Raw genomic sequence first — 25196 nt, forward strand, 5'->3', positions numbered from 1 at the left:
CCGGATGATCCCCCGCTCGTCGAGGTCGGCGAGAACCTCCTCGGCGACGTTCGGGATGTCCCGGGTGATCTCCTCCGGGCCGAGCTTGGTGTCGCGGGCGTCGACCTCGTGCTCCTCGATGTGGGTCGAGGACAGCACGTCGTCCTGGACGAGACGCTGGGACAGGATGATCGCATCCTCGTAGTTGTGCCCCTCCCACGGCATGAAGGCGACCAGCAGGTTCTTGCCGAGCGCCATCTCACCGTTGTCGGTGCACGGGCCGTCCGCGATGACCTGGCCGGCCTCGACCCGGTCGCCCTCGTTCACGATCGGCTTCTGGTTGATGCAGGTGCCCTGGTTCGACCGGCGGAACTTCGCCAGCCGGTAGGTGCGCCGGGTGCCGTCGTCGTGCATGACAGTGATGTAGTCAGCCGAGAGATCCTCGACCACCCCCGCCTGGGCGCAGACGACCACGTCGCCGGCATCCTTGGCCGCGCGGGCCTCCATCCCGGTGCCGACCAGCGGCGCCTCGGAGCGCAGCAGCGGCACCGACTGGCGCTGCATGTTGGAGCCCATGAGCGCGCGGTTGGCGTCGTCGTGCTCGAGGAACGGGATCATGGCAGTGGCCACGGAGACCATCTGACGGGTCGAAACGTCCATGTAGTCGACCTCATCCGGCGGGATGAACTCGACCTCACCGCCCTTGCGGCGGACCAGGACACGGTCCTCCGCGAACGTTCCGTCCGGCCGTAGCGGCGCGTTCGCCTGCGCCTTGACGTGCCGGTCCTCCTCATCGGCGGTCAGGTAGTCGATCTCGTCGGTGACGCGGCCGTCCACGACCTTGCGGTACGGCGTCTCAACGAAGCCGAACGGGTTGATCCGGGCGAACGTCGACAGCGAGCCGATCAGACCGATGTTCGGGCCTTCCGGCGTCTCGATCGGGCACATCCGGCCGTAGTGGCTGGGGTGCACGTCGCGAACCTCGAAGCCCGCCCGCTCTCGAGAAAGGCCGCCTGGGCCAAGTGCGTTCATCCGGCGCTTGTGAGTCAGACCAGCCAACGGGTTCGTCTGGTCCATGAACTGCGAGAGCTGACTGGTGCCGAAGAACTCCTTGATGGAGGCGACGACCGGCCGGATGTTGATCAGGGTCTGCGGCGTGATCGCCTCGACATCCTGCGTAGTCATCCGCTCGCGGACGACCCGCTCCATCCGGGCAAGTCCCAGCCGGACCTGGTTCTGGATCTGCTCGCCGACCGAGCGCAGGCGACGGTTGCCGAAGTGGTCGATGTCGTCGACCTCGTACTCGGCCGGATCGGCGCCCGCGTGCAGCTTGACGACGTACTCGATGGTGCGGACGATGTCGTTCTCGGTGAGAACGCCGATGTCGTGAGCAACGTCGAGGGAGAGCTTCTTGTTGACCTTGTAGCGACCGACCTTGGCGAGGTCGTAACGCTTCGGGTTGAAGAAGAGGTTCTCCAGCAGGGTCTGCGCCGACTCCCGTGTCGGCGGCTCACCCGGGCGCAGCTTGCGGTAGATGTCGAGCAGCGCATCGTCCTGGCCGGCGGTGTGGTCCTTCTCCAGGGTGATGCGCATCGACGGGAAGTCACCGAACCGCTCGAGGATGCGGGCCTCGTCCCAGCCGAGCGCCTTGAGCAGCACCGTGACGGACTGACGGCGCTTGCGGTCGATCCGCACGCCCACGGTGTCGCGCTTGTCGATCTCGAACTCCAGCCAGGCTCCCCGGGAGGGGATCACCTTGCAGGAGTACAGGTCCTTGTCGGAGGCCTTGTCGAGGCTGCGCTCGAAGTAGACCCCCGGGGAGCGCACGAGCTGGCTGACCACCACGCGCTCAGTGCCATTGATGACGAAGGTGCCCTTCGGGGTCATGAGCGGGAAGTCACCCATGAACACCGTCTGGCTCTTGATCTCGCCGGTGGTGTTGTTGGTGAACTCGGCCGTGACGAACAGCGGGGCCGAGAAGGTCATGTCCTTGTCCTTGCACTCCTCCACGGAGTACTTGGGCGGTTCGAACCGGTGGTCCCGAAAGGACAGTGACATCGAGCCGGCGAAGTCCTCGATCGGGGAGATCTCCTCGAAGACCTCCTCGAGACCCGAGGTGATCGGAACGTCGTCACGGCCGGAATCGATGGCCTCCTGCACCCGCTCCGCCCAGGCGTCACTACCGATCAGCCAATCGAAGGACTGCGTCTGAAGAGCAAGGAGATCCGGGACCTCGAGGGGCTCGATGATCTTAGCGAAGGAGATGCGGGAAGAAGAGCGCGAGGCGGCCAAGGTGGTCCTTCCGGTGGCCTGATCGTCGGGCTGGCGTCGCGGACGTCAAGTATCCGTCGGGGAATGGTCAGGTGATCAGTGTCTCGCTACGGTTGTCAGGAACGGCGGCGGGGGGTGCCCCACCGGTGAGACGATGGCCGCGGAACGTGGAGGCCGACCCCCGGGCGTCCTGCGTAGCGGATGTGCGGCCGACAACGGGCACGCGAAAGCATCGCCACGGCATGTGCGCGCGGCGACACGAGTGTCCGCTGAGAACAACGGATCGGTGTATGGGCAAGGGGCTCGCTCAGGGTCCTCGGTGTGGCAGCCGTACAGCCGTGCCACACTCCGGCACGACCAGCGCGCCTCCGCATCGTCCCGGACCGACCGCGAGTACCGCTCCGGACCACGTAACCGGAACCGCCTCACGGTGCATACCAGCCCCCGAACAGGGCCGACCGTCACCAACGGCACGGTGTCGGCGAGGTCGATACAACGAGAAGGGCAGCGCAAACTAGCAGTGTAGCCGAAGGGCACACCGCTGGCAAGGATCTGCGTGATGGGACCACGCAGGGAGGACGTAGCGCACCGCATCTGCTCCCGACGAGGGTTCGCAAACTTGATGGAACTCCGATCCACAGAGGCCGTCAACCCCCTTCGGAAAACGTCACGAACGGACCCGACCTGCCCATCTGTGCATCGGGCCGCCTGCGGTGGACCTTCCGGGCCTTCCAGACAGCACGTGCCGGGGCACCGCAGAGAGGTGCCCCGGCACGGGGGTGTCCGCCACGGCCACGCCGAGCGGCCGCAAGAGACGCCCCGCCCGGCGACGGACATCGCCGGGCGGGGCGTCCCAGGGCAGCGAGGTGCTGCCGGTACTGCTCGGACTGCCGGTACTACTTGACGGTGACCGTGGCGCCGGCGCCCTCGAGGGCCGCCTTCGCCTTGTCCGCCGCCTCCTTGGCGACCTTCTCCAGGACCGGCTTCGGAGCCCCGTCGACGAGGTCCTTGGCCTCCTTCAGCCCGAGGCTGGTCAGCGCACGGACCTCCTTGATGACCTGGATCTTCTTGTCACCGACGGATTCAAGGATGACGTCGAACTCGTCCTGCTCCTCGGCGGCCGGCGCCTCGCCGCCCGCACCATCGGCGGCCGGGGCTGCGGCCACGGCGACCGGAGCCGCGGCGGTGACGCCGAAGGTCTCCTCGAACTGCTTCACGAACTCCGAGAGCTCCAGCAGGGTCAGTTCCTTGAAGGCGTCCAGCAGCTCTCCGGTCGACAGCTTCGCCATGGTGGCGGTTCCTTCCTTGTCATGCCTGATTCGGGGTGGCCTGCTCGTGACTGCGAGCAACCTGGTTGTGACCTCGGGGCGGCACCATGGTGGCGCCGTTCGGCTATTCGGCGGCAGCCTCGGCGGCCGGCTGCTCGGCGGCGCCGACGGACTGGCCTTCGCGCTGCTCGCGCAGCGCCTCCGCAAGCCGGGCCACCTGGGACAGCGGAGCGGCGAAGAGCCCGACGGCCCCGGCCAGCGTGCCCTTCATCGCCCCGGCCAGCTTCGCCAGCAGGACCTCGCGGGACTCGAGATCCGCAAGCTTGCGAATCTCGTCGGCGGTCATCGGCTTGCCCTCGACGAAGCCGCCCTTGAGCACCAATGCCGGGTTCGCCCGAGCGAAGTCGCGCAGGCCCTTGGCCGCCTCGACCGGGTCGCCGCTGACGAAAGCGACAGCGGTCGGCCCGACGAACAGGTCGTCGAGTCCGGTGACCCCGGCCTGCTCCGCCGCAATCTTGGTCAGAGTGTTCTTGACCACGGAGTAGCGCGTGCCCTCGCCGAGGGCACGCCGCAGCTCGGTGAGCTGGCTCACCGTCAAACCGCGGTACTCCGTGAGCACCGCGGCGGTCGAGCCACGGAGCTCCTCGACGATCTCCGCCACCGCGGCGGTCTTCTCAGCTTTCGCCATGGGGCTCCTTCGGGGTGTCGGCTGGTCATCCGGAAACGCCCCCGGAACATGACGAACGCCCCGGCGCAGGCGCACGGGGCGTGAAGGGCGGCGGTGGCGCTACCGGGTGCGTCACCCGGCTGCGTGCATCCGTCACGGAGCTTCCCGTCCGTCACCTGCGCGGGCCGCCCGGAGAACCCGGGGCCTTCGGCCGTCGGTCGAACCGGACGAGGAGTGACCCTCGACGGGAACGGAGACGGCAACCAGCGGTCTTCGGTGTGGAACTGGATATCAGTGTACGCGATTGTTGTCCGCGGCTGTTCGTCGCTGTTCGCCCGCCCGGCGGCCGCACGCATGGCTTCGCGCGGCGGTGCTTCCGGACGGGCGAGAGCCTCCGGACGGGCCGGATCAGGCGGCGGCACCCTCGTCGAGCAGGTTGCGGGTGCGGTTCGGGTCGACCGGGATACCCGGGCCCATGGTGGTCGTGAAGGTGACCTTCTTCAGGTACCGGCCCTTGGCCGCGGACGGCTTCACCCGGACGATCTCATCCAGGGCAACCGTGTAGTTCTCGATCAGCTGGGTGTCAGTGAAGTTCGTCTTCCCGATGACGATATGCAGGTTACCCTGCTTGTCTACCCGAAAGTTGATCTTTCCACCCTTGATGTCGGAGACGGCCTTGCCGATGTCCAGCGTCACGGTGCCGGTCTTCGGGTTCGGCATCAGGCCGCGGGGGCCCAGGACCCGAGCGATCCGACCGACCTTCGCCATCTGGTCGGGCGTCGCGACGGTCGCGTCAAACTCCAGGAAGCCCTCCTGGATCCGGGCGACCAGGTCGTCGCTACCGACGATGTCGGCCCCGGCCGCGCTCGCCTCAGCGGCCTTCTCCCCGGCGGCGAAGACGGCGACGCGGGGGGACTTCCCGGTGCCGTGCGGCAGGTTGACCGTGCCACGGACCATCTGGTCGGCCTTACGAGGATCGACCCCGAGCCGGATCGCAACCTCGACCGTCGCGTCATACTTCGTCGTCGAGGTCTGCTGCGCGAGGCGGACCGCCTCCAGCGGGCTGTAGAGGTTCTCCAAGTTGATCTTCTCGGCCGCGGCGCGGTAGGCCTTGCTGCGCTTCATACTGTCTGTCTCCTCGTGGTGATGGCGGACGGCCGTCGAAGGGGCGCGGCGACGTGGACACGTCCTGTCCACCCGGCACCTGCGCCCGGCCGCCCTCCCACTGGTCGGTCCGGTGGTGGGGGAAACTCGAGGGCGTACTACTCGCCGACCGTGATACCCATGGATCGGGCGGTACCAGCGATGATCTTCTCGGCGGCCTCGATCGAGGTGGCGTTGAGGTCCGGGAGCTTGGTCTGGGCGATCTCGCGGATCTGCGCCGCGGTGAGCTTGGCAACCTTGTCCCGGCGCGGGGTGCCACTGCCCTTCTCCACGCCCGCGGCCTTGAGGATGAGCCGCGCGGCCGGCGGGGTCTTCGTGACGAAGGTGAAGGACCGGTCGTCGTAGACGGTGATCTCGACCGGCACGACGTTGCCGGCCTGCGACTCGGTCGCCGCGTTGTACTGCTTGCAGAACTCCATGATGTTCACGCCATGCTGACCCAGCGCGGGGCCGACCGGCGGCGCCGGGGTGGCCTTGCCGGCGTTGATCTGGAGCTTGATGATCGCGGTGATCTTCTTCTTCTTGGGAGGCATGTGCTCGTCTTCCTACCGGGGTTCTACGGAGCGGATCAGATCTTCGCGACCTGATTGAACTGCAGCTCGACGGGCGTCTCCCGACCGAAGATCGAGACCAGCACCTTCAGCCGCTGGGCGTCGAGGTTGATCTCGCTGATGGTCGCCGGGAGCGTGGCGAAGGGGCCGTCCATGACGGTGACGGACTCGCCGACCTCGAACTCCTGCACCCGGACGGTCTCGACCTTCTTCTCCTTCGGCGCAGCCGGGGCGAGGATCGAGAGGACCTCCTCCCGGCGCAGCGGGGAGGGCCGGTTGGTGAGCCCGACGAACCCGGTCACACCCGGGGTGTTGCGGACCGCCGACCACGACTGATCGGTCAGATCCATCCGGACGTAGATGTAACCTGGGTACTTCTTCTGCTGGACAAGCTGCCGCTTGCCGTTCTTGACCACCGGGACCTCCTCGGTGGGCACCTCGATCTGGAAGATGTAGTCCTCCATGTTGAGGCTGGAGATCCGGGTCTCGAGATTGGTCTTGACCTTGTTCTCGTACCCCGCGTAGGAGTGCACGACGTACCACTCGCCGGGCGCGTCCTCGATCGCCCGCCGCAGGTCATCGGCGTCGTCGGCATCGTCGTCCGTCAGGGCCGGCGGCACCGTCCCGACCGCCGGGGAGGCCGGGAAAGCACCCTCGGGATCGGTCTCGGCGGCGGCGTAGACGCCGCCAAGTTCGGCGCCAGCGTCCGTGCTCGCCACCTCGTCGTGCTCGAACGCCGCGAGGGGATCGAGACGGGCGAGGGCCTCCCCCTGCTCGGAAGAGGCGTGCTCGGGCGACTGGGACACGCGGACGATCCTTACTCTCGTGAACACTTCTGCTGCTGTGGACCCGCGGAGCGGCGCTGCGCGGGCGTGGGGCCGGACGGGCAGCCCGCTCGCCGACGGGCAGCTCCAGCGACCACCGCCTGCCTCGGCCCCGGCCTGTCCGGCCGGTGGGGCCCGTCAGCCGAAGACCGCGAGAACCGCCTTCGTGAGGCCGAAGTCGAGGGTAGCCACGAACGCCGTCATCACGCTGACGAAGACGAGCACGACCAGCACATAGGTGATCAGCTCACTCCGCCCGGGGTAGACGACCTTCCGTAGCTCCGCCATGACCTCGCGGATGAACACAAGTGGCCGATACCGACGTCGACCCGCGGCACGCGTAGCCCGCTTGGGGCGCGGTGCCGCGTCACGGGTATCGGTCGCCACTCAACTCCACCCACTCCGTCATCGGACCAGCGTCATCGGACCAGTCAGGTCATCGGACCAGCCAGCTGTCGAACAGCGCAGGGGCGACAGGACTCGAACCTGCAACCGCCGGTTTTGGAGACCGGTGCTCTACCAATTGAGCCACGCCCCTAGACACACACCCGGATCCTTGCGACCGCTACGCCACCATACCCCGGCTATGCGCTACGTAGCACATAGCCCAGACGTAGTGCATAGCTCAGCCGCACGGTGATGTACCGGAATGGGTACCCGAGCGGATCGAGCATACCCCTTTGCCGCCTGGACTCCGCGTACGGCGACTCCGCGTACGGCGATCGCGTCGAGGGGCAGCGGGGGCCCGAGGCGGCAGCGGGGGGCAGCGGGGGCTGGCAGCCTGTCACGGAGGTTCGAACGGATGCGGCCGGACGGGCCGACCGTTGCCGGACGGTCCGGACGGATCCCGCGGTACGTCCGACGTGCATCCGACACACATGTGACAGCCGTGGCAGCATGGCGGCCATGAGCAGGATCTCGCACCGCATCGGGGGGATCGCACCCTCCGCAACGCTCGCCGTCGACGCCACCGCCAAGGCGATGCGCGCCGCGGGCCGCGACGTGATCGGGTTCGGCGCCGGGGAACCGGACTTCCCGACCCCGGACCACATCGTCGCCGCCGCCGAGAAGGCATGCCGCGAGCCCCGCATGCACCGCTACAGCCCGGCCGCGGGCCTGCCGGAGCTGAAGCAGGCCATCGCCGAGAAGACCGCCCGAGACTCGGGGGTGATCGTCTCACCGAGCCAGGTCCTGGTGACCAACGGCGGCAAGCAGGCTGTCTACGCGGCGTTCGCGACGCTGCTCGACCCGGGGGACGAGGTGCTCCTGCCCGCCCCATACTGGACGACCTACCCGGAGTCGATCCGGCTGGCCGGGGGTGTCCCGGTCGACGTCGTCACCGGTCCGGAAGCCGGGTACCGGGTGACGGTGGAACAACTGGAGGCGGCACGCACCCCGCGGACCAAGGTTCTGCTGTTCAACTCCCCGTCGAACCCGACCGGCGCCGTCCACACCCCCGAGGAGATCCGCGCGATCGGGCGGTGGGCCGAGCAGGCCGGGATCTGGGTCATCAGCGACGAGATCTACGAGCATCTGGTCTACGGCGAGACGAGGTTCGCCTCCGTCCTCGCCGAGGTACCCGAGCTCGCGGAACGCTGCATCATCGTCAACGGGGTCGCGAAGACCTACGCGATGACGGGATGGCGGGTCGGGTGGCTGATCGGGCCGGCGGACGCCGTGGCCGCCGCGACCAATCTCCAGTCCCACGCGACATCGAACGTTTCGAACGTCGCCCAGGCCGCCGCGCTCGCCGCGGTCGCCGGCCCGCTGGACGCGGTCGCCAAGATGCGTACCGCCTTCGACCGCCGCCGGCAGACGATGCACCGTCTGCTGTCGCAGACGCCCGGGATCCGCTGCCCACTGCCCGACGGGGCGTTCTACTGCTATCCGTCGGTGCAGGACGTGCTCGGACGCACCCTGCGCGGCCGTACCCCCACCACGTCCGCGGATCTGTGCCAGCTGATCCTTGAGGAGGCCGGGGTCGCGATCGTGCCGGGTGAGGCCTTCGGGACTCCCGGCTTCGCTCGACTGTCCTACGCGCTGAGCGACGACGATCTCGTTAAAGGAGTCAGCCGCCTCTCCGCCCTGCTTGCCGAGGCGGCCTGAGGCCGCCGGGCAGCCCGGCGGCCAGTCCCCCGCCGCGCGGCAGGCCTCAGCGCAGCCGGACGGTCGCCCGGGCCGCCATCAAGACCTTTTTGCCGTCGCATCGGGTGGTGAGATTCACCACTACCAGGTTGTCGTCGAGCTTCTTCTCGACCACGCCACGCACGGACACCGTCGCGCCGACACCGTCGTCGGGAACGATCACCGGGGAGGAGAACTTCACCCCGAACTCGACCACGGCGCCTGGGTCCCCAAGCCAGTCCGTGACCAGCCGCGCGGCCATAGCCATGGTCAGCATGCCGTGCGCCAGCACTCCCGGCAGGCCGGCCTCGGCGGCCGCCCGATCGCTCCAGTGAATGGGGTTGAAGTCGCCGGATGCACCGGCATACCGGACAAGATCATCCCGGCGCAACGGGAAAAGCCGCTCCGGCAGCTCGGTGCCGACCTCGACGTCGTCGTAGCTCACCGTGGCGGTCATCGTTCTCCAGATCGTGAGGACGCCCGGGGTCGCCCGGAACGTGCGCAACGCGCGGTCGCCGGAGCCGAGCGGGGCCGGCGGGACTGCCGGCAACCCTGTCGGCAAAGGTGTCATCGGTGCCTCGGCGGAGCCGTCCCGCGCGAGACCAGCCCACACACGCCGGTGGCGACCTGCTCTCCGTAGATCGTGGCGAACTGGTAGTTGACGACGAGCACCTCGTTGGTCCCCACGGACCGGATGCCGGTCAGGGTCGAGGTGCAGATCAGCTCGTCGCCGGCCACCACCGGCCGAAGCAACACGAAACGTTCCTCGCCGTGGACGACCAGGGAGAAGTCGAGGCCGAGCTCCGGATCGTCGGTGGGCACCCCGAGGGTTCCGGGGATCACTGTGATGAGGAACGTGGGTGGGGCCACGAGATCGGGATAACCAGCGGCCTTCACGGCCTCCAGATCGTGGTACAGCGGGTTGTCGTCCCCGATCGCTTCGGCGAACCTCCGGATGTGCTCGCGCCCGACCTGGAACGGGACGGAGGAGACCGAGCTTCGTCCCACGAAGTCCTGATTGAGCGGCATCGCAACTCCGATCGCGCCATCAGCGGGATGACCAGGGTGTCTCTACGTGGTTACCACATCGCCCGCCACCGGTCGATAATCTGGGCCGGCATGCCAGCTAGCCGGCCCAGGACTTCCCTGACCGGCTACCGGGGCGGAACGTAGATAAGTACACGAAGGATTCAGCGACCCCGCCACCCCGCCTGTCCACGTGGGGACAGGCGCCCGGACGCGCCGATGGGCAGCCGCCAGAACGACGTCAGCGCGTCTCGCGGTGCTCCGTGTGCTTGCCGCAGTTCGGGCAGAACTTCTTCAGTTCGAGGCGGTCCGGGTCGTTGCGACGGTTCTTGCGCGTGATGTAGTTCCGGTGCTTACACACCTGACACGCCATTGTGATCTTCGGGCGGACATCGGTGGCGGCCACGGCGTGATGCCTCTTCCTGAGTCGGTTACTGAACAGGTCGGGCGGCGTGGCGAACCGCGATCCCGCACGGGCTTCGCGGCAGGCCGCACCCTGCTGGTAGCGGTGGCCGGACTTGAACCGGCGACACAGCGATTATGAGCCGCTTGCTCTGCCAGACTGAGCTACACCGCTGAGATGGTCCACCTGGTTGCGGCGGCCCGACCAATATCTTACCCCGCGGGAGGACCGGCGGACATCCCCCCCGGACACGAACCCACCCGAAGGCAGAACGTGGAGCCCCTTTACGGAATCGAACCGTAGACCTTCTCCTTACCATGGAGACGCTCTGCCGACTGAGCTAAAGGGGCGAGGTCGCGGAGCTCAGATTACACGACGACGGGCGGGGTTGGGTGGCCCCCTCACCCGCTTCGCCCCCGAACCCACCGATCCTCCCCGGCGACCGATCCTCCCCGGCGACCGGCGCGAGGGCCTCCGTAGGCCACGTCGGCGCTACGCGGGTCGGAAACGACCCCCCGTCCTGGTCGCCAGGTCCGCCCCATGGCACGCCAGTACGCCCGACCCTCACTCCGTTCCATCGAAACATGCGGAGATTGCCGGCGGGAACAACTAGCCGTAGCAACCTACTTGGACGCCACTCACGCTGATAGCTGTAAGTAATCTCTTCGATGCTTAGCGTATGGAGCACCTGTTGGTGCGCCGCTGCCAGCGTAGCCAACTGCCTGGCGAGCCTCCCCAGCATCGCCTCCCGAGCATCGAGGGTTGCCCATGCGTCCTACGCACCGTTCCAGCCGGTATCCGACGACGCGCAAGGTCCGGCCCGGTCCCACCGCCGACGACACCGTGCCGACGACCACCACCCTGCCGACCACCGCTCTGCCGACCACCGCCCCCACGCCTGGCCGCCCGGATGAAGAAGGTCACGGCCCTCCGTCGGGGTCGGCACGGCGGCGGGTCGACACCCGCCCGTCCCTGCTGCCGATCCCCCTCCCCCAGCGGGTGACGAGCATCGCGGCGCTGGCCATCACCGCGGGGGCGTTGACCGCGACCACCGGAGTCGCCCAGAGCGCGGTGCCGTCCCCGACCTGGCCACGGGGGATCGACGTGGCCTCCTGGCAGCATCCCGGCGGCAGCCCCATCGACTGGATCGCAGCGCGCGGCTCCGGCCTGAGCTTTGCGATCATTAAGGCCACCGAAGGAACGAACTACACCAATCCGTACTTTGCCGCGGACCGGGAGGCGGCCGCCAAGGCCGGTCTGGTGGTCGGGGCCTATCACTACGCGCGGCCGGCGCGGCCGATCTCGACCGCAGTGGACCAGGCACAGCGCTTCATCACGGTGAGCGGGCTGACCCGCGCCGCCGGGCAGCTGGCCCCCGTGCTCGACCTCGAGGACGACGGAGGACTCGATCCCGCCACGCTGGCCGCCTGGACGAGGGCGTTCCTCGAGAAGATCGAGACCGAGACCGGCCGGGCGCCCATCCTCTACACGTACCGCTCGTTCTGGACCAAGAAACTGGCGGACGACCACAGCTTCGCCCGGTATCCGTTCTGGTTCGCCATCTACAACAACAAGGCGACCCCGGGCTGGCTGCCCGGCGGCTGGACGAAGTGGGCGCTGTGGCAGTACACCTCGAGTGGAAATGTCCCGGGGATCATGGGCAACGTCGATCTGAACGTGCTGTGCTGCACGCCGACCGCGCTCGCCGCACAGGCCGACGGCACCCACAGCGAGATCGAGAAGTGGTACGCGACCGCCGGGCTGAACCGTCTGGCCGTTGGGACGCCCGTCGACAGCGAACTGCCCGCCGGCGGTGGCGGTCGCTGGCAGCGATACTCCAACGGCCTGGCCTTCTGGTCCGTGGCGACCAGCGTACGGGCCCTGCACGGATCCATCGCGACAAAGTTCCTGGAGCTGGGCGGAACGAACAGCTTCCTGCACCGACCAGTGAGCGGTGTCGAGTACGCCACGGCCTCGGAGACGCTTCAGGCGAGGTTCCAGGGTGGCTGGATCTACTGGCACCCGGCCATCGGCGCGCACGAGGTCCACGGCCGCATCCTGCAGACCTATCTGGGCCTCGGTGGCACGACGTCGAGCCTCGGGCCTCCGATCACCGACGAGTACTCGGTCCCGGGCGGACGGGAGAGCGCCTTCCAGTTCGGCAAGCTCCGCTGGAGCGCGGCGACGAACGCGGTCACGACACTGCCCGCCGGCAAGAGTGGGACCGGCAGAAGTGGCGTGGGTGCGGCGGGTGGCGCCGGCATCGCTCCCTGATCGTGTCCCGGGCCGGCGAGAACCATCTCCGGCCCGACGGACACGACGATGGGTGACGGCGGTCTACCGTGGGTATCGCACCTACGCGGCGGAGAGGTAGTCGTATGACCACCGAACAACGACGGACCGCACCATGCGGGCAGAGCGATCCGCCGCGAGTACGACCGGGGAGGATGAGATGGCAGGAACACGGGTGGCACGCCCGCTGAACGGATGGCTCACCTTCGCCGCCGTCATCATGTTCATCGTCGGCTTCCACAACCTGATCTACGGCATCGCGTCCCTGCGCGACTACACCGTCGTAGTGAACAACCTCAACGGCGGGGCCAGCGTGATCTACGCCGACACCACCTTCTGGGGCTGGTTGTGGATCGTGGTCGGCGTCGTCGAGATACTGATCGCCTTCGGCATCGCGGCCCGTAACGAGGCCGCCCGCTGGGGAGGTGTCGCAATCGCGGCGATCAACGCCATCGGGCAGCTGGCGTTCCTTGCAGCGTTCCCGGTCTGGTCTGTCGTCATCATCGCGATCGACGTAGTCGTCATCTACGCACTGTGCACCTACGATGCTCCTCGGGCCAGAGCCGGGTACGAGGAGCCGTATCCGAGCGACCAGGCCGGGGTCTCCGCCGGGCGTGAGGCCGGAGTCGGTCGCCTCGCCGAGACCGGTGGCACCCGGGTGACCTCCGGGGGCGGCATCCGGCGCGAGGAGGGTCCGCGGCCGCCCACCACCGGCTGAACGGCGACTCGCGGTCAGCTCGCGGTCAGGGTGCCGGATCTGCCAGCCCCGCCCGCCAGGTGACGCATCGCAGGGCGTAGTCGGTGAGATGACGGTCGGCGAAGACGCGGGCGTCCCAGTTCTCCGGCATCGCCTCGGCGAGGTCGCGCCAAAGGTAGGCCATGGCGGGTAGCCCGTCGGCCAGGACTAGCGGACGGGCTTCGTAGGCCTCGCCTTCGAAGGCATCGAGGATCGCCCGTTCCCGTGGGGCGAGCCCCAAGAGGACGAGGCCGGCGGTGGCCCGATCCGGCCCGTCCGCCTCGGCCGTGGGCACGAGGCCCGGATAGAGCCGGTCACGCAGCCGGGCGGCCCGCCAGCCGGTGACCGTAGCGGGCCCCGCCTGGGGCACGCGTCCGATGAGCGCCCGCACGACCTCGGGGAACAGCAGCGTCCCGTAGACGAACAGCGGGACCGCGCGCTCCGCCTCAGCCGACGACATGAGGCCACGGTAGTGCCCCGGCCGTGGCGGCCCACGAGCCACGGTTTCTGGTCACCGGTCACCGGTGACTGTTTAACGACCACCGGTGACCGTCTGCGGCCGGCATCCCGGCTGGGAACCGGTCCTAGAGTGAGCAGACGTGAACGACAACGCGGCGCTGGCCGCCCAGGTTCGGGCTGCTTCCCATCTGACCGGGACATTCCTGCTCCGGTCGGGTCGGACAAGCACCGAGTACTTCGACAAGTACCTCTTCGAAGCCGACCCGGCGCTGCTCGCCGCGGTGGTGGCCGGACTCACCGAGTTGGTGCCGCCCGGCGCGGAGATCCTCGCCGGACTCGAACTCGGCGGAGTGCCCCTCGCGACTCTGCTCTCCCAGCGCACCGGCCTGCCCGCCCGGTTCGTCCGGAAGAAGGCCAAAGAATACGGCACCCGACGCATCGCGGAGGGCGGCGACGTCACCGGACGCCACGTCGTCCTCATCGAGGACGTGGTCACCTCCGGTGGTGCCGTGCTCGACGCGACCCGGGTACTGCGGGATGCCGGAGCGGTCGTGGAACACGTGCTCTGCGTGATCGACCGGCAGGAGGGCTGCCGGGAGAGACTCGCCGAGCTCGGTCTGACGTTGCACCCCGTCCTGACCCGGGCGGACCTGGATGCCGCCGCGAACACCTGACCGCCCGGCGACAAGGAGCATCCGCGACCGCACGCGCACAGGCCCGGAGCGATGCCCCGGGCCTGTGGATCCGAGCCTGTACAGAAGCATGATCCCCGGGAACTGCGGGATGGTGGCAGGTGATGGATTCGAACCATCGTAGGCTGAGCCGACGGTTTTACAGACCGCTCCCTTTGGCCGCTCGGGCAACCTGCCGTCGTGGAGAAGCATACCGGTCCCGACGGAGCATCGTGATGCCGCACCACCCCGCCGCAGCCGCCGACGATCGATTACAACGGTGAGTAGCGGCTCACGAGACGAAGGCCGCGCACCACGATCACGCACAGCGCCCGACTCCACACGATCCTCACCCACATCGAACCGGCCAGGAGGTCCGCACACGTGGCAGATCCACCCTTCGACATCGTCAGCAAAGTTGACGCCCAGGAGATAGACAACGCCGTCAACCAGACGGTCAAGGAAATCCGGACCCGCTTCGACTTCCGTGACACCGGCGCATCCGCGACGCTGTCCGGCGAGTCGATTCTGCTTGTAGCGAACACGGACGAGCGGGTCAAGGCGGTGCTCGACGTGCTTCAGGAGAGGTTCGTCAAACGCGGCATTTCCCTCAAGGCCCTGACCTTCGAGGAGCCCAAGCCGTCGGGCAAGGAGTTCCGGTTTCCCGTCACCGTTCAGCAGGGCATCGCGGAGGACAAGGCCAAGGCTATCGCCAAAAAGATCCGGACGGATGGCCCGAAAGGGGTACAGGCCCAGATCCAGGGTGATCAGCTACGGGTGACCGGGAAGAAGCGCGATGACCTGCAACGCGTGATCCAGATGCTTAAAGCCGAGGACTTCGAAGTTCCCCTCCAGTTCGTCAACTACCGCTGACGCGACGGAAAAGCTCGAGACAGGGCGCACCCCGCCCGATGGGGGTTTCGGGCGGGGTGCTTGCGGCGGAACCTGGGGGGTTTGCTCCGCCGCGGTCCTGGTTGTGAACCGACGCCGTTTCGGCCGGCAGTTCGCGGTTAGCGGTTCAGGGTTAAAGCGTACTCCGAGTACTTCGGGGTGTTGCCGCGGCGACGCGCCGCGGACAACATCGTGGTCATCAGGCCCGGTCACCGATACGGATTCATGCGTGACATCTGTTCGAGACGCGCGATCCGCTCGTTCATGGGTGGATGAGTGGAGAACAGCTTCCCGACCCCCCCACCCCGGAACGGATTTGCAATCATGAGCGCGGCGGCGGGGCCGAGCTTGGAGGTCTGCGGCAGGGGCCGCGCCGCGGTGCCGGCGTCCAGCTTGCGCAACGCGTTCGCCAGCCCGATCGGGTCACCGGTGAGCGTCGCGCCGGACTCGTCGGCCTGGTACTCCCGGGACCGACTGATCGCGAGCTGGATGATCGTCGCCGCGACGGGGCCCAAGATCATCAGCAGCAGAAGCTCGAAGATGCCGGGACCGTCCTCATCGTCCCGCCCGCCGAAGATGGCCAGGAACTGAGCCATATTCGCCAGATAGACGATAATACTGGCAAGGGCCCCGGCCACCGAGGCGATCAGGATGTCCCGGTTGTAGACATGGCTGAGCTCGTGACCGAGAACGCCGCGTAGCTCACGATCGTCCATAATCTCCATGATGCCCTCGGTGCAACAGACCACCGCGTTTCGCGGGTTACGGCCGGTGGCGAAGGCATTGGGCGCCCGGGTCGGGCTGAGGTACAGCCGCGGCATGGGCATCCGGGCATTGCGGGCGAGATCCCCGACGATCGCGTAGAGCCGGGGCTGCTCGACCTGTGTCACGGGATAGGCCCGCATGGCCCGCAGGGCTATCCGGTCGGAGAAGAAGTAGGCGAAGCCGTTCATACCGACCGCGAGCACGAGCGCAATGACCAGACCTCCGCGCCCGAACAGCGAACCCACCACGATGATGGCGGCGGACAGCACGCCCAGCAGCAGCGCGGTCTTCAGACCGTTGAAGTGGCGGTGTGGCATGGCGATCAAGTGTCCGTCCTGTCGAACCGGTACACCTGTCTCAACGCGACGGCGCTGGCGGAACGTTCCCGTCGGGCGTGTGGCCACCGTCGCCCCCGGCCCGTACGGCCGCCGGCCCCCGGCGGGCCTTGCCCGGTCGGTCACCGAGCTCGTCCGGGACGGCTTCGCGCAGACGTGCGACCACGGCCGGGTCGAGCAGCCCGACCCGTTCGAGCTCCTCCGCGGTAAAGATCGCCAATCGTCGGTACACGGCGGCGATCCGTGGATCCAGCCGGTCGAGCGCGGTCAGATGTGCCACGACGGTGCCGAGATCACCGCGCCGCACCGGTCCGGTCGACGCCGACCAGCCGTCGGTCAGGGTGTTCGCCAGCGATGCCCGCAACAGCGGACCGAGCGCCGCGGCCGGATCGGGCACGCCCGCCGCGGCCAGCACCTCGCCGGCAGCCGCCACCAGGGTGGTCAGGAAGTTTCCGCCGAGCACGAGAGAGGCGTGGTAAAGATCCCGCCGGTCATCCGCGACGGGCAGAGCGATGCCGCCGACGTCGGTGACCAGGCGGCGGGCCAGCCCCTCGGCCACGGGATCGGCGGTGATCCCGAACGGGACACCGGCGAGGAGAGCGGAGTCCTCGATGATCCCCGGCAGGGTCATGATCGGATGAAGCGCGATACGGGCCGCGCCCACGTCACCGCCGGCCGCCAGGACGCCCAGACCGTGGCGCCCGCTGAGATGCACGAGTGTCCGGCCGGGCCCGACGGCTCCCGCCGCGGCCAGGTCCATGACGACCGGCCCGATCGCGTCATCGGGCACGGCGACGAGGAGGACCTCGGCCCGCCCGGCGACCTCGGCCGCCCCGCCGACCCACGCGTCCGGGAACAGGTTCACGGCCCTCGATCGGTGCCACGGCGAGCGCACTCCCACGGCCACTACCGGATATCCGGCCGCCGCCAGGGCGAGGCCCAGCGCCGTGCCGGCCCGGCCCGGCCCGACGATTCCCACCTTTTCCCGCGGCCTGGCCTCCCGCGGCCCAGCGCTCGCGGCCGTGAACGAAGGTGCGGCGTCGGGCCGACCGTCATCCGGACCGCTCGCGGCATCCGACTGCTCGTCCGGGCTATGCGTCATGTCCCGATGCTCCCCGCTTCTGAGCGGGCCGCCCCTGATACCTGACCACCCGCCGACCCCGGCCACCATGCCCCGACGCCGGGCCTCACCGGACATACAGCCACAAGCCACCAGGCGACTACAATCGGTAACATCTCGGATCAGGCCAGGTCGCCGGCAAGAGCGAGCTCACCGCTCCGGGCGCCCGACACAAAGATCACCCTGTCGATTCCCTGACACGCCAGGCCTCCCCCGAAATTGTGGAAAGCATTACCGGAAGCGCATTGAACCGGATCCGGCCGATCATCTCCATCGGGCGGTACACCCCTTCTGACCAGCGATATCAGGGTCAAGGCCCGCCAGCCGGACGATCGCAACGACAAAGACTATATACGTAGAGTTGGCAAACAATCACCATACGGCGCGACGGATACGGAGACCGAGGTCGATCGTCGATCGTCCACGAGGATGGAGCGATCGAACTCGGCGGTACGGTGCGCGCGCATCATTGATACGGCCGGTAGGCTGGAACGGTACCCGAGGAGGTCACTGAAGGTGTCAGAGCAGGTCAGGGAGAGGGAGACCCGCCGGCTCGACCGGGTCGTCGTGCGCTTCGCGGGCGACTCCGGCGACGGTATGCAGCTCACCGGAGAACAGTTCACCAGCGAGACGGCAGCATTCGGCAACGACCTGTCGACGCTTCCGGACTTCCCTGCCGAAATCCGCGCCCCAGCCGGCACGCCGGCCGGCGTGTCCGGCTTCCAGCTACATTTTTCCGATCACGACATTCTTACCCCGGGTGACGCACCGGACGTACTGGTCGCAATGAACCCGGCGGCCCTGAAGGCGAATCTGAAGGACCTGCCGCCTGGGGCCAATCTCATTGTCAACACCGATGCATTCACCGGCAGCAACCTCAAGAAAGCCGGCTATACGACGGATCCGCTGGCCGACGGCACGCTGGATGCCTACACGGTGCATCGGGTGCCGCTCACCTCGATGACCATCAACGCGGTGCACGCCGCCGAGGGCGTCGGTACCGGGGTCAACAAGAAGGAGGCCGAACGAGCGAAGAACATGTTCGCCCTGGGCCTCATGAGCTGGCTTTACCACCGGCCGACCGAGAGCACCGTCGGCTTCCTGGAGAAGAAGTTCGCCAAACGGCCCGAGATCGCCGCGGCGAACGTCGCGGCCTTCCGAGCCGGCTTCAACTACGGCGAGACCACCGAGTCCTTCTCGGTCACCTACGAGGTGGCGCCGGCCCGGATGAAGGCCGGTACCTACCGACGGATCACCGGGAACACGGCACTGTCCTACGGTCTGATCGCCGCCGGCGAGCTGACCGGCCTGCCGGTGTTCCTCGGCTCCTACCCGATCACCCCGGCCTCGGACATCCTGCACGAGCTGAGCCGGCACAAGCGGTTCGGCGTGCGGACCTTCCAGGCCGAGGATGAGATCGCCGGCATCGGCGCCGCGCTCGGCGCCTCCTTCGGCGGGTCGCTCGGCGTGACGACGACCTCCGGCCCGGGTGTCGCGCTCAAGAGCGAGACCATCGGCCTCGCGGTCAGCCTCGAACTGCCGCTCATGATCGTCGACATCCAGCGCGGCGGCCCGTCCACCGGCCTGCCCACCAAAACCGAACAGGCCGATCTGCTCCAGGCGATGTTCGGCCGCAACGGCGAGGCTCCGGTTCCGATCGTCGCGCCGCGCTCCCCGGCGGACTGCTTCAACGCCGCGATCGAGGCCGCCCGCCTGGCTACCAAGTACCGCACGCCGGTGTTCCTGCTCTCCGACGGCTACCTGGCGAACGGCTCGGAGCCGTGGCTGCTGCCGACCCGCTCGGAGCTGCCGGACCTGAGCGTCGCCTTCGCCACCGAGCCGAACCACACCGGGCCGAAGGGGCCGGAGTTCTGGCCCTACCTGCGTGATGCGGAGACCCTCGCCCGGCCGTGGGCGGTCCCCGGCACGCCGGGCCTGGAGCACCGTATCGGCGGCATCGAGAAGTCGGACGGCCAGGGTGCCATCTCCTACGATCCGGCCAACCACGACCGGATGGTGCGGCTGCGCGCGGCGAAGATCGACGGCATCGCGAACGATGTCGCGCCGCTGGAGGTGGAGGACCCGTCCGGGCAGGCCCGGCTACTCGTCCTCGGCTGGGGCTCCACCTACGGCCCGATCGCGGCCGGCTGCCGCCGGGTCCGCGCCAAGGGCATGCACGTCGCTCAGGCACACCTGTGTCATCTCAACCCCTTCCCCGCCAACACCGGGGACATCCTGCGGTCGTACGACAAGGTGCTGATTCCCGAGATGAACCTCGGGCAGCTGCGGACCCTGATCCGGGCCGAGTACCTCGTCGACGCGATCGGCTACAACCAGGTTCGCGGGCTGCCCTTCAAGGCCGCGGAGCTGGCGGGCGTCTTGGAGGACGTGATCAACCAGTGACCGTCACGACGAATCGCAGCGGCATCAGTAACCGGCTGCTCGGCTTGGTGCCGGCCGCGCCGGCCCAGCAGAGCCGCAAGGACTTCACCTCCGACCAGGAAGTGCGGTGGTGCCCGGGATGCGGCGACTACGCCATTCTCGCCACCGTCCAGGGCTTCCTGCCTGATCTCGGGGTGGCCCGGGAGAACATCGTCTTCATCTCCGGGATCGGCTGTTCCTCACGGTTCCCGTACTACCTGCAGACGTACGGGATGCACTCCATTCACGGCCGGGCACCGGCGATCGCCACCGGGCTCGCCGCCTCCCGTCCCGACCTGTCGGTCTGGGTCGTCACCGGGGACGGCGACGCCCTGTCGATCGGTGGGAACCACCTGCTGCACGCGCTGCGCCGCAACGTCAACCTGAAGATCCTCATGTTCAACAACCGGATCTACGGACTGACGAAGGGGCAGTACTCCCCCACCTCCGAGATCGGCAAGATCACCAAGTCGACGCCGTTCGGCTCGCTGGACCGGCCGTACAACCCCGTGTCGCTGGCGCTGGGGGCGGAGGCCACGTTCGTCGGACGGTCCATCGACTCCGACCGGGCGCACCTGACCTCGGTGCTGCGCGCGGCCGCAGAGCACCCCGGCACCGCCTTCGTGGAGATCTTCCAGAACTGCAACATCTTCAACGACGGCGCCTTCGACGCGCTCAAGGAGCGGACCAGCCGGGACGACGTGACGCTGAAGCTGGCCCACGGCGAGCCCCTTGTCTTCGGCACCGAGGGCGACAAGGCCGTTCGACGGGCGCCGGACGGCAGCCTCGAGGTGGTCCCGGCGGGCAGCCCGGACGTCCTCGTCCACGACGCCTGGGCGGCCGATCCGAGCCAGGCGTTCGCGCTGTCCCGGCTCACCGGCGACTCGCACGGCGTCACCCCGATCGGCATCTTCCGCGACGTCGACGCGCCGACCTACGACGAGGCGTTGAACGCCCAGATCACCGACGCCAAGACCCGCCAGGGCGACGGGGACCTGATGTCGCTGATCGCCGGTGGGAAGACTTGGACCATCGAGTGATCTGAAAACCGTCCGCTGATCTGATCAGCACTCCACAGCCCGTGGCCCGGCCGGCCGGGCAGAGCCCGCAATACCACAGAACTATGTCATTGATAATGCCGCTTGGCAGCTATCTGCCGGGTAGTGCGCCACTCCGGCACCTTCCGGTAAGGTGACATCGCGCGTGGGGGTGCCGTGTGGCCCGGGGGGGGCTCACAACACCGATGCAGCCGGAGGCGCAGTGCGGGTTCATCGAGCCCTATGCCCACGGTCCGTGGCGACTCCGCGTTCGCCTATGGGCACCATCAGCATGACCGTTCCGATCACGGCCGGTCGCGCCGGGCAACCCCGCGGCTCGGTCGGCGTCGTCGTCCGGACCGCTCCCGGAGGTCGTCGTGGGCAATCATTCGGCCGGTCGGCATTCACGCCAGCGCCAGGAAGTCGCCAGGCAGGCCACCGGCCGCCATTCGGCCGCGGCACCGACGACCTCCACCGCGGCAGCCGCGTCGTTCCCACCGCCGACCCCGCCACGGCCCCCGGTCGCCCCACCCGGCGAGCTCGACACGATCACCGGACCGCTGTCGGTGAGCACCTCCGCCCGCCGGGCCCGGGAGGCCACGGCCAGCCGGGTCGGCGATGCCGCCCAGCGTCGCCGGCCGCTGGACACGCTGTCCCGGACCGGCCGGCCACGGTTCGCCACGACGGCCACGACGGCCGCCGCCGGGGTCCAAGCCGGCGGCACCCTCGGCACCCTCTACGAACCCCTCCACGTTCCCGGGCCCACCTCCCCCACCGGGAGCCACCGGCCCGCCGACATCCATCCGGCGAGCCCGCCCGCCGAGAGCCCCGGCCGGATGCCCGGCGCGCACCGGGCACCGGCCAGTCGGCGGGGCAGCGGGCGGGTGCGGCTCGCCGCGGCGGGAACCGTCTCGCTCGCCGGGCTGTCCGCGCTGGTCGCCGGCGTAGCCCTGGGCGGCGATCCGACGGGCGCCACGACCGGCCCGAACGGCGGCGAGGTGCCTCGGGTCCAGTACACAGGCGGGGCCGCCTTCGGCTCCTCGCAGACGCAGGCCTCCCGCGACCGTCCGCAGGCCACCTTGCCCACTCCGCCCCAGGCGCTGCTGGCGCCGAGCACGAGCCAGTCCGGCCTGACCGCCCACCCGGGTAGTCCGTCCGGGCGATCAGGTTCCTCCCACGCCACCGGCGAGGCGTACCTGAGCCCCGGCACCTCGCCGATCCCGATCGTGCCACTGACGCCGCGGGACGAGCTCAGCTCACCCAACACGAGCCCCACCGACCTGCGTACCATCGCGCCCAGTCCGACGGGCACCGCCGGCGCGGCCACGACATCGCCGTCGCCGACCGACTCGTGGCCGTGGGGCGACCCGACCCCCTCCACGAGCCCGACGCCGACTTCGGCCGGTGGCTCCCTGCCGTTCCATCCGACGCCGATCGACGTCACTCCGCTGCTCGAGACATTCTTCGGTACGCAGGCCGGTGCCACGAAGGGCCACGCCGACCCGGCCGGAACCACCGCCACGACGGCGGTCACGTCGGGGCACTGACCCAGGACGCCCTCCGACCTGGCCGGGTCTCACCAGATTCGGCCAGGTCACCTTGTTTCCGGGACCGGGCGGTCCCGCGCCGCGCTCAGCCGGTGCGGTCGACCACGAAGTCGGCGAGGGACTCCAGGGCGGTCTTCGCCGGATTGTCCGGCAACGGCGCGAGGCATTCCCGCGCCCGGCTCGACCAGGAGACGAGTTCCGCCCGGGCCCGGGCCATGCCCACGTGGCTACGCAGCAGATCGAGAGCCTCGCCCACCCGGTCCTCCGTGTTCCCGTCGCCGGGGGCGAATCCGGTGGTGATGAGCTCCCGGAGCCGTCCCGCCGCCCGGTCATCGGCCTGCAGCGCGTAGAGCACCGGCAGGGTCGGGATCCCCTCCCGCAGATCCGTGCCGGGCGTCTTGCCCGAGTCCACCGGGTCCGAGGCAACATCGATGATGTCGTCGGACAACTGGAAAGCCACCCCGAAAAGCTCCCCGAAGGTCGCGAGGGTGTCGACGGTGATCGGGTCAGCGCCCGCCAGCATGGCACCGAGCCGACCCGAGGTCGCGATCAGCGAGGCGGTCTTGTCCGTGATGACCCGCAGATAGTGCTCGACCGGGTCCTGCCCGGGCGCCGGGCCCACGGTCTCCCGGATCTGCCCCTCGCACAGGGTCGCGATCGTCCGGGCGAGGATGCGGGTCGTCTCCGGGCCGAGGTCCGCGGTGATGTCGGAGGCGCGGGCGAACAGGTAGTCCCCGGTGAGGATGGCGACCGTGTTTGTCCACCGCGTGTTCGCAGAGGCCGCTCCCCGCCGCCGCGGCGCCTCGTCCATCACGTCGTCGTGGTACAGCGTCGACAGATGGGTGAGTTCGATCGCCACCGCCGCCGGCACCACCCCGTCGGCCTCGGGATCGGCGAACTGCGCCGCCAGCAGCACAACGATCGGACGGAAACGTTTCCCCCCCGCGTCGACGAGATGGCGGGAGGTCTCGGTCACGAAGGCGGATTCGCTGCGCACCGACTCGCGCAGCAGACCCTCCACCCGGACAAGACCCATCCGCACGGCCTTTTCCAGATCAGGATCGGTCCTGATCCCCACGACGTCCAGCCCGATATCGCTCATACCACCGTCAGCGTACGAAGCCGGACGTCGCGGCGGTCGTCGCGAGGTCCAGGAGTGGCTGTGGCGCTACTCCCAGTACAAGAGTAGCCACAGTGCCGATGGCGACCGCGGCGAAAGTCAACGTCGGGCGGGTCACCACCACCGGACCCTCGGCGAACGGCTCGGAGAAGAACATCAGCACAATGACCCGCACGTAGAAGAAGGCGGCAATGGCGCTGCACACCAGTGCAACGACTACCAGCGGGGTGGCGTCCCCGGCGATCGCGGCCTGGAACACCGCGAACTTCCCGGTGAACCCGCTCGTCAACGGGATCCCCGCGAGCGCGAGCAGCAGGAACGAGAACGTCCCGGCCAGCAGGGGCGAGGTCCTGCCGAGCCCCCGCCACTGGGACAGGTCGCCGGCCTCGCCGTCGCCGGTACGGACCAGGGAGACCACGGCGAAGGCGGCGATCGTCGTGAAGCCGTAGGTCACCAGGTAGAACATCGAGCCGCGCAGGCCGTCGGTGTTGGTGCCGGCGAGGCCCACCAGCAGGAACCCGGCGTGCGCGATCGCAGAGTAGGCCAGCATGCGCTTGATGTCGCGCTGGGTCAGGGCAAGCACCGCGCCGACCAGCATGGTGAGGATGGCGATCGTCCACAGGATTGGTCGCCAGTCCCAGCGCAGCCCCCCGAAGGCGACGTAGAAGACCCGCAGCAGGGCGCCGAACGCGGCGACCTTCGTCCCCGCCGCCATGAACGCGGTAACCGGCGTCGGCGAGCCCTGATAGACATCCGGCGTCCAGGAGTGGAACGGCGCGGCGCCGATCTTGAAGAACAGACCCACCGCCAGCAGCGCGAACGACAGATAGAGGTAGGTGTCGTTCACACCGGCGTTGCCGACCGCGTCCGCGATCGCCCCGAACTCCACGCTGCCGGCAAATCCGTAGGCAAACGCGACGCCGTAGAGGAAGAAGGCCGAGGAGAACGCCCCGAGCAGGAAGTACTTCATCGCCGCTTCCTGCGACAGCAGCCGGCGGCGGCGGGCGAGCCCGGCCAGCAGGTACAGCGGCAGCGAGAGGATCTCCAGCGCCACGAACATCACCAGCAGGTTGTTCGATGCGACGAAGAGCATCATCCCGGTGACCGAGAAGACCATCAGCGGATACGCCTCGGTCTGCACGTCTGCCGAGGTCTGCTGCGCCGTCGATCCCTTCGAGCCTGGAGTGATCGCGGCCGAGGCCACGATCGCCCCGCCGGACGAGTCAAGCTGGCGTTCGGCCACCAGCAGCACCGACAGCAGGGCGAAGACCAGGATCGTGCCCTGCATGAACAGGGTCGGCGCGTCGATCGCCAGCGCACCGGAGGCGAGGATGGCCTGCCGGCCATGCAGCACCGCCACGGCCACGAGCGCGGCGACGAAGCCCGCACCCGCCAGGATCGGCTGGAAGGTCCGCCGGGCCCGCTTCGTGGCGAAGGCGTCGACGAGCACCCCGACGAGCGCGACCCCGAACACGATCAGGATCGGGCTGAGCGAGGAGTACTCGATCGACGGCGGCGTGATCAT

23 protein-coding genes and 4 tRNA genes are annotated in these 25196 nt (G+C 68.6%); 8 read left to right on the plus strand and 19 right to left on the minus strand.

The genetic code is table 11. The features are described from left to right. The 8 genes from rpoB to AC08OU_RS06135 form a co-directional block, all read right to left on the minus strand. On the minus strand, positions 1–2271 hold a 2271-nt coding region (gene rpoB, locus AC08OU_RS06100), incomplete at its 3' end, for a DNA-directed RNA polymerase subunit beta (RefSeq protein WP_476604486.1). A gap of 875 nt (positions 2272–3146) precedes the next feature. Continuing rightward, entirely contained in the window at positions 3147–3539 is a 393-nt protein-coding gene (gene rplL, locus AC08OU_RS06105) for a 50S ribosomal protein L7/L12 (RefSeq protein WP_476601593.1), read from the minus strand. A gap of 103 nt (positions 3540–3642) precedes the next feature. Continuing rightward, complete coding sequence (gene rplJ, locus AC08OU_RS06110) at positions 3643–4206, minus strand: 50S ribosomal protein L10 (RefSeq protein ID WP_462185680.1); 564 nt, start codon at positions 4204–4206, stop codon at positions 3643–3645. 387 nt (positions 4207–4593) lie between these two features. Next, the gene (gene rplA / locus AC08OU_RS06115) at positions 4594–5310 is read right to left on the minus strand and encodes a 50S ribosomal protein L1 (protein ID WP_462185679.1); all 717 of its coding nucleotides are present in this window, start codon (positions 5308–5310) and stop codon (positions 4594–4596) included. A gap of 137 nt (positions 5311–5447) precedes the next feature. Continuing rightward, positions 5448–5882, minus strand: coding sequence for a 50S ribosomal protein L11 (gene rplK, locus AC08OU_RS06120; RefSeq protein WP_476601592.1), 435 nt, complete (start codon positions 5880–5882; stop codon positions 5448–5450). A 35-nt stretch (positions 5883–5917) separates the two neighbouring features. After that, positions 5918–6706: a transcription termination/antitermination protein NusG gene (gene nusG / locus AC08OU_RS06125; RefSeq protein WP_476601591.1), complete on the minus strand. Its 789-nt coding sequence runs from the start codon at positions 6704–6706 to the stop codon at positions 5918–5920. Positions 6707–6862: 156 nt separating this feature from the next. After that, positions 6863–7111, minus strand: coding sequence for a preprotein translocase subunit SecE (gene secE / locus AC08OU_RS06130; RefSeq protein ID WP_476603306.1), 249 nt, complete (start codon positions 7109–7111; stop codon positions 6863–6865). A 78-nt stretch (positions 7112–7189) separates the two neighbouring features. Next, positions 7190–7262, minus strand: a tRNA-Trp gene (locus AC08OU_RS06135). Positions 7263–7621: 359 nt separating this feature from the next. Between AC08OU_RS06135 and AC08OU_RS06140 the strand changes: the two genes are divergently transcribed. Then, the gene (locus tag AC08OU_RS06140) at positions 7622–8830 is read left to right on the plus strand and encodes a pyridoxal phosphate-dependent aminotransferase (RefSeq protein WP_462203597.1); all 1209 of its coding nucleotides are present in this window, start codon (positions 7622–7624) and stop codon (positions 8828–8830) included. Between the two features lie 46 nt (positions 8831–8876). On the opposite strand, the gene AC08OU_RS06145 is transcribed toward AC08OU_RS06140, so the two are convergent. The 5 genes from AC08OU_RS06145 to AC08OU_RS06165 form a co-directional block, all read right to left on the minus strand. Continuing rightward, positions 8877–9305, minus strand: a complete 429-nt coding sequence (locus AC08OU_RS06145; protein WP_476601594.1) for a MaoC family dehydratase — start codon at positions 9303–9305, stop codon at positions 8877–8879. A gap of 110 nt (positions 9306–9415) precedes the next feature. Further along, positions 9416–9877, minus strand: coding sequence for an FAS1-like dehydratase domain-containing protein (locus AC08OU_RS06150; protein WP_476604487.1), 462 nt, complete (start codon positions 9875–9877; stop codon positions 9416–9418). A 238-nt stretch (positions 9878–10115) separates the two neighbouring features. Beyond that, complete coding sequence (gene rpmG / locus AC08OU_RS06155; protein ID WP_009740545.1) at positions 10116–10280, minus strand: 50S ribosomal protein L33; 165 nt, start codon at positions 10278–10280, stop codon at positions 10116–10118. Between the two features lie 94 nt (positions 10281–10374). Then, positions 10375–10451 (minus strand) — tRNA-Met (locus AC08OU_RS06160). Between the two features lie 100 nt (positions 10452–10551). Further along, positions 10552–10627: transfer RNA gene (locus tag AC08OU_RS06165), tRNA-Thr, on the minus strand. Positions 10628–11045: 418 nt separating this feature from the next. Here AC08OU_RS06165 and AC08OU_RS06170 point away from each other — a divergent pair. Both AC08OU_RS06170 and AC08OU_RS06175 read left to right on the plus strand, forming a co-directional pair. Further along, a complete protein-coding gene (locus AC08OU_RS06170) occupies positions 11046–12551 on the plus strand; it encodes a GH25 family lysozyme (protein ID WP_476604488.1) in 1506 nt (501 codons plus the stop codon). A gap of 178 nt (positions 12552–12729) precedes the next feature. Next, positions 12730–13287 (plus strand): DUF7144 family membrane protein, encoded by a 558-nt coding sequence (locus tag AC08OU_RS06175; RefSeq protein ID WP_462185672.1) that lies wholly within the window; start codon positions 12730–12732, stop codon positions 13285–13287. Between the two features lie 25 nt (positions 13288–13312). On the opposite strand, the gene AC08OU_RS06180 is transcribed toward AC08OU_RS06175, so the two are convergent. Further along, positions 13313–13765, minus strand: a complete 453-nt coding sequence (locus AC08OU_RS06180; RefSeq protein ID WP_462185671.1) for a gamma-glutamylcyclotransferase family protein — start codon at positions 13763–13765, stop codon at positions 13313–13315. A 139-nt stretch (positions 13766–13904) separates the two neighbouring features. On the opposite strand from AC08OU_RS06180, the gene pyrE reads away from it, so the two are divergent. After that, positions 13905–14438 carry an orotate phosphoribosyltransferase gene (pyrE, locus tag AC08OU_RS06185; protein ID WP_476599998.1) on the plus strand — a complete coding sequence of 178 codons (534 nt, stop codon included), beginning with the start codon at positions 13905–13907 and terminating at the stop codon, positions 14436–14438. Positions 14439–14548: 110 nt separating this feature from the next. Here the strand turns inward: pyrE and AC08OU_RS06190 are convergent. Next, positions 14549–14633: transfer RNA gene (locus tag AC08OU_RS06190), tRNA-Tyr, on the minus strand. Positions 14634–14819: 186 nt separating this feature from the next. On the opposite strand from AC08OU_RS06190, the gene AC08OU_RS06195 reads away from it, so the two are divergent. Then, the gene (locus tag AC08OU_RS06195) at positions 14820–15308 is read left to right on the plus strand and encodes a YajQ family cyclic di-GMP-binding protein (protein ID WP_476599996.1); all 489 of its coding nucleotides are present in this window, start codon (positions 14820–14822) and stop codon (positions 15306–15308) included. Between the two features lie 227 nt (positions 15309–15535). Here AC08OU_RS06195 and htpX read toward each other — a convergent pair whose 3' ends face one another. Then, the gene (htpX, locus tag AC08OU_RS06200; protein ID WP_476600007.1) at positions 15536–16408 is read right to left on the minus strand and encodes a zinc metalloprotease HtpX; all 873 of its coding nucleotides are present in this window, start codon (positions 16406–16408) and stop codon (positions 15536–15538) included. Positions 16409–16448: 40 nt separating this feature from the next. Next, positions 16449–17528: a Rossmann-like and DUF2520 domain-containing protein gene (locus AC08OU_RS06205; RefSeq protein WP_476599994.1), complete on the minus strand. Its 1080-nt coding sequence runs from the start codon at positions 17526–17528 to the stop codon at positions 16449–16451. Positions 17529–18062: 534 nt separating this feature from the next. Between AC08OU_RS06205 and AC08OU_RS06210 the strand changes: the two genes are divergently transcribed. The 3 genes from AC08OU_RS06210 (at position 18063) to AC08OU_RS06220 (ending at position 22551) form a co-directional block, all read left to right on the plus strand. Further along, positions 18063–19949 carry a 2-oxoacid:acceptor oxidoreductase subunit alpha gene (locus AC08OU_RS06210; RefSeq protein WP_476599992.1) on the plus strand — a complete coding sequence of 629 codons (1887 nt, stop codon included), beginning with the start codon at positions 18063–18065 and terminating at the stop codon, positions 19947–19949. Then, positions 19946–21007 (plus strand): 2-oxoacid:ferredoxin oxidoreductase subunit beta, encoded by a 1062-nt coding sequence (locus tag AC08OU_RS06215; RefSeq protein WP_476599990.1) that lies wholly within the window; start codon positions 19946–19948, stop codon positions 21005–21007. The genes AC08OU_RS06210 and AC08OU_RS06215 overlap by 4 nt, the downstream gene beginning before the upstream one ends. 374 nt (positions 21008–21381) lie before the next feature. Then, on the plus strand, positions 21382–22551 hold the full coding sequence (locus AC08OU_RS06220; protein ID WP_476599988.1) for a hypothetical protein: 1170 nt from the start codon (positions 21382–21384) through the stop codon (positions 22549–22551). 85 nt (positions 22552–22636) lie between these two features. Here the strand turns inward: AC08OU_RS06220 and AC08OU_RS06225 are convergent, their stop codons facing one another. Then, entirely contained in the window at positions 22637–23653 is a 1017-nt protein-coding gene (locus tag AC08OU_RS06225) for a polyprenyl synthetase family protein (RefSeq protein WP_476599986.1), read from the minus strand. 7 nt (positions 23654–23660) lie between these two features. Then, a complete protein-coding gene (nuoN, locus tag AC08OU_RS06230; RefSeq protein WP_476600005.1) occupies positions 23661–25196 on the minus strand; it encodes an NADH-quinone oxidoreductase subunit NuoN in 1536 nt (511 codons plus the stop codon).

The sequence above is a fragment of the Frankia sp. CcMO1 genome (assembly GCF_977945845.1).

Bases quoted from the DNA above. Each gene is read 5' to 3' on its own strand.
- rplL (WP_476601593.1), bottom strand. From the start codon at position 3,539: ATGGCGAAGCTGTCGACCGGAGAGCTGCTGGACGCCTTCAAGGAACTG.
- rplJ (WP_462185680.1), bottom strand. From the start codon at position 4,206: ATGGCGAAAGCTGAGAAGACCGCCGCGGTGGCGGAGATCGTCGAGGAG.
- rplA (WP_462185679.1), bottom strand. From the start codon at position 5,310: ATGAAGCGCAGCAAGGCCTACCGCGCCGCGGCCGAGAAGATCAACTTG.
- rplK (WP_476601592.1), bottom strand. From the start codon at position 5,882: ATGCCTCCCAAGAAGAAGAAGATCACCGCGATCATCAAGCTCCAGATC.
- AC08OU_RS06140 (WP_462203597.1), top strand. From the start codon at position 7,622: ATGGCGGCCATGAGCAGGATCTCGCACCGCATCGGGGGGATCGCACCC.
- AC08OU_RS06145 (WP_476601594.1), bottom strand. From the start codon at position 9,305: ATGACCGCCACGGTGAGCTACGACGACGTCGAGGTCGGCACCGAGCTG.
- AC08OU_RS06150 (WP_476604487.1), bottom strand. From the start codon at position 9,877: ATGCCGCTCAATCAGGACTTCGTGGGACGAAGCTCGGTCTCCTCCGTC.
- AC08OU_RS06170 (WP_476604488.1), top strand. From the start codon at position 11,046: ATGCGTCCTACGCACCGTTCCAGCCGGTATCCGACGACGCGCAAGGTC.
- AC08OU_RS06175 (WP_462185672.1), top strand. From the start codon at position 12,730: ATGGCAGGAACACGGGTGGCACGCCCGCTGAACGGATGGCTCACCTTC.
- AC08OU_RS06180 (WP_462185671.1), bottom strand. From the start codon at position 13,765: ATGTCGTCGGCTGAGGCGGAGCGCGCGGTCCCGCTGTTCGTCTACGGG.
- htpX (WP_476600007.1), bottom strand. From the start codon at position 16,408: ATGCCACACCGCCACTTCAACGGTCTGAAGACCGCGCTGCTGCTGGGC.
- AC08OU_RS06205 (WP_476599994.1), bottom strand. From the start codon at position 17,528: ATGACGCATAGCCCGGACGAGCAGTCGGATGCCGCGAGCGGTCCGGAT.
- AC08OU_RS06225 (WP_476599986.1), bottom strand. From the start codon at position 23,653: ATGAGCGATATCGGGCTGGACGTCGTGGGGATCAGGACCGATCCTGAT.
- nuoN (WP_476600005.1), bottom strand. From the start codon at position 25,196: ATGATCACGCCGCCGTCGATCGAGTACTCCTCGCTCAGCCCGATCCTG.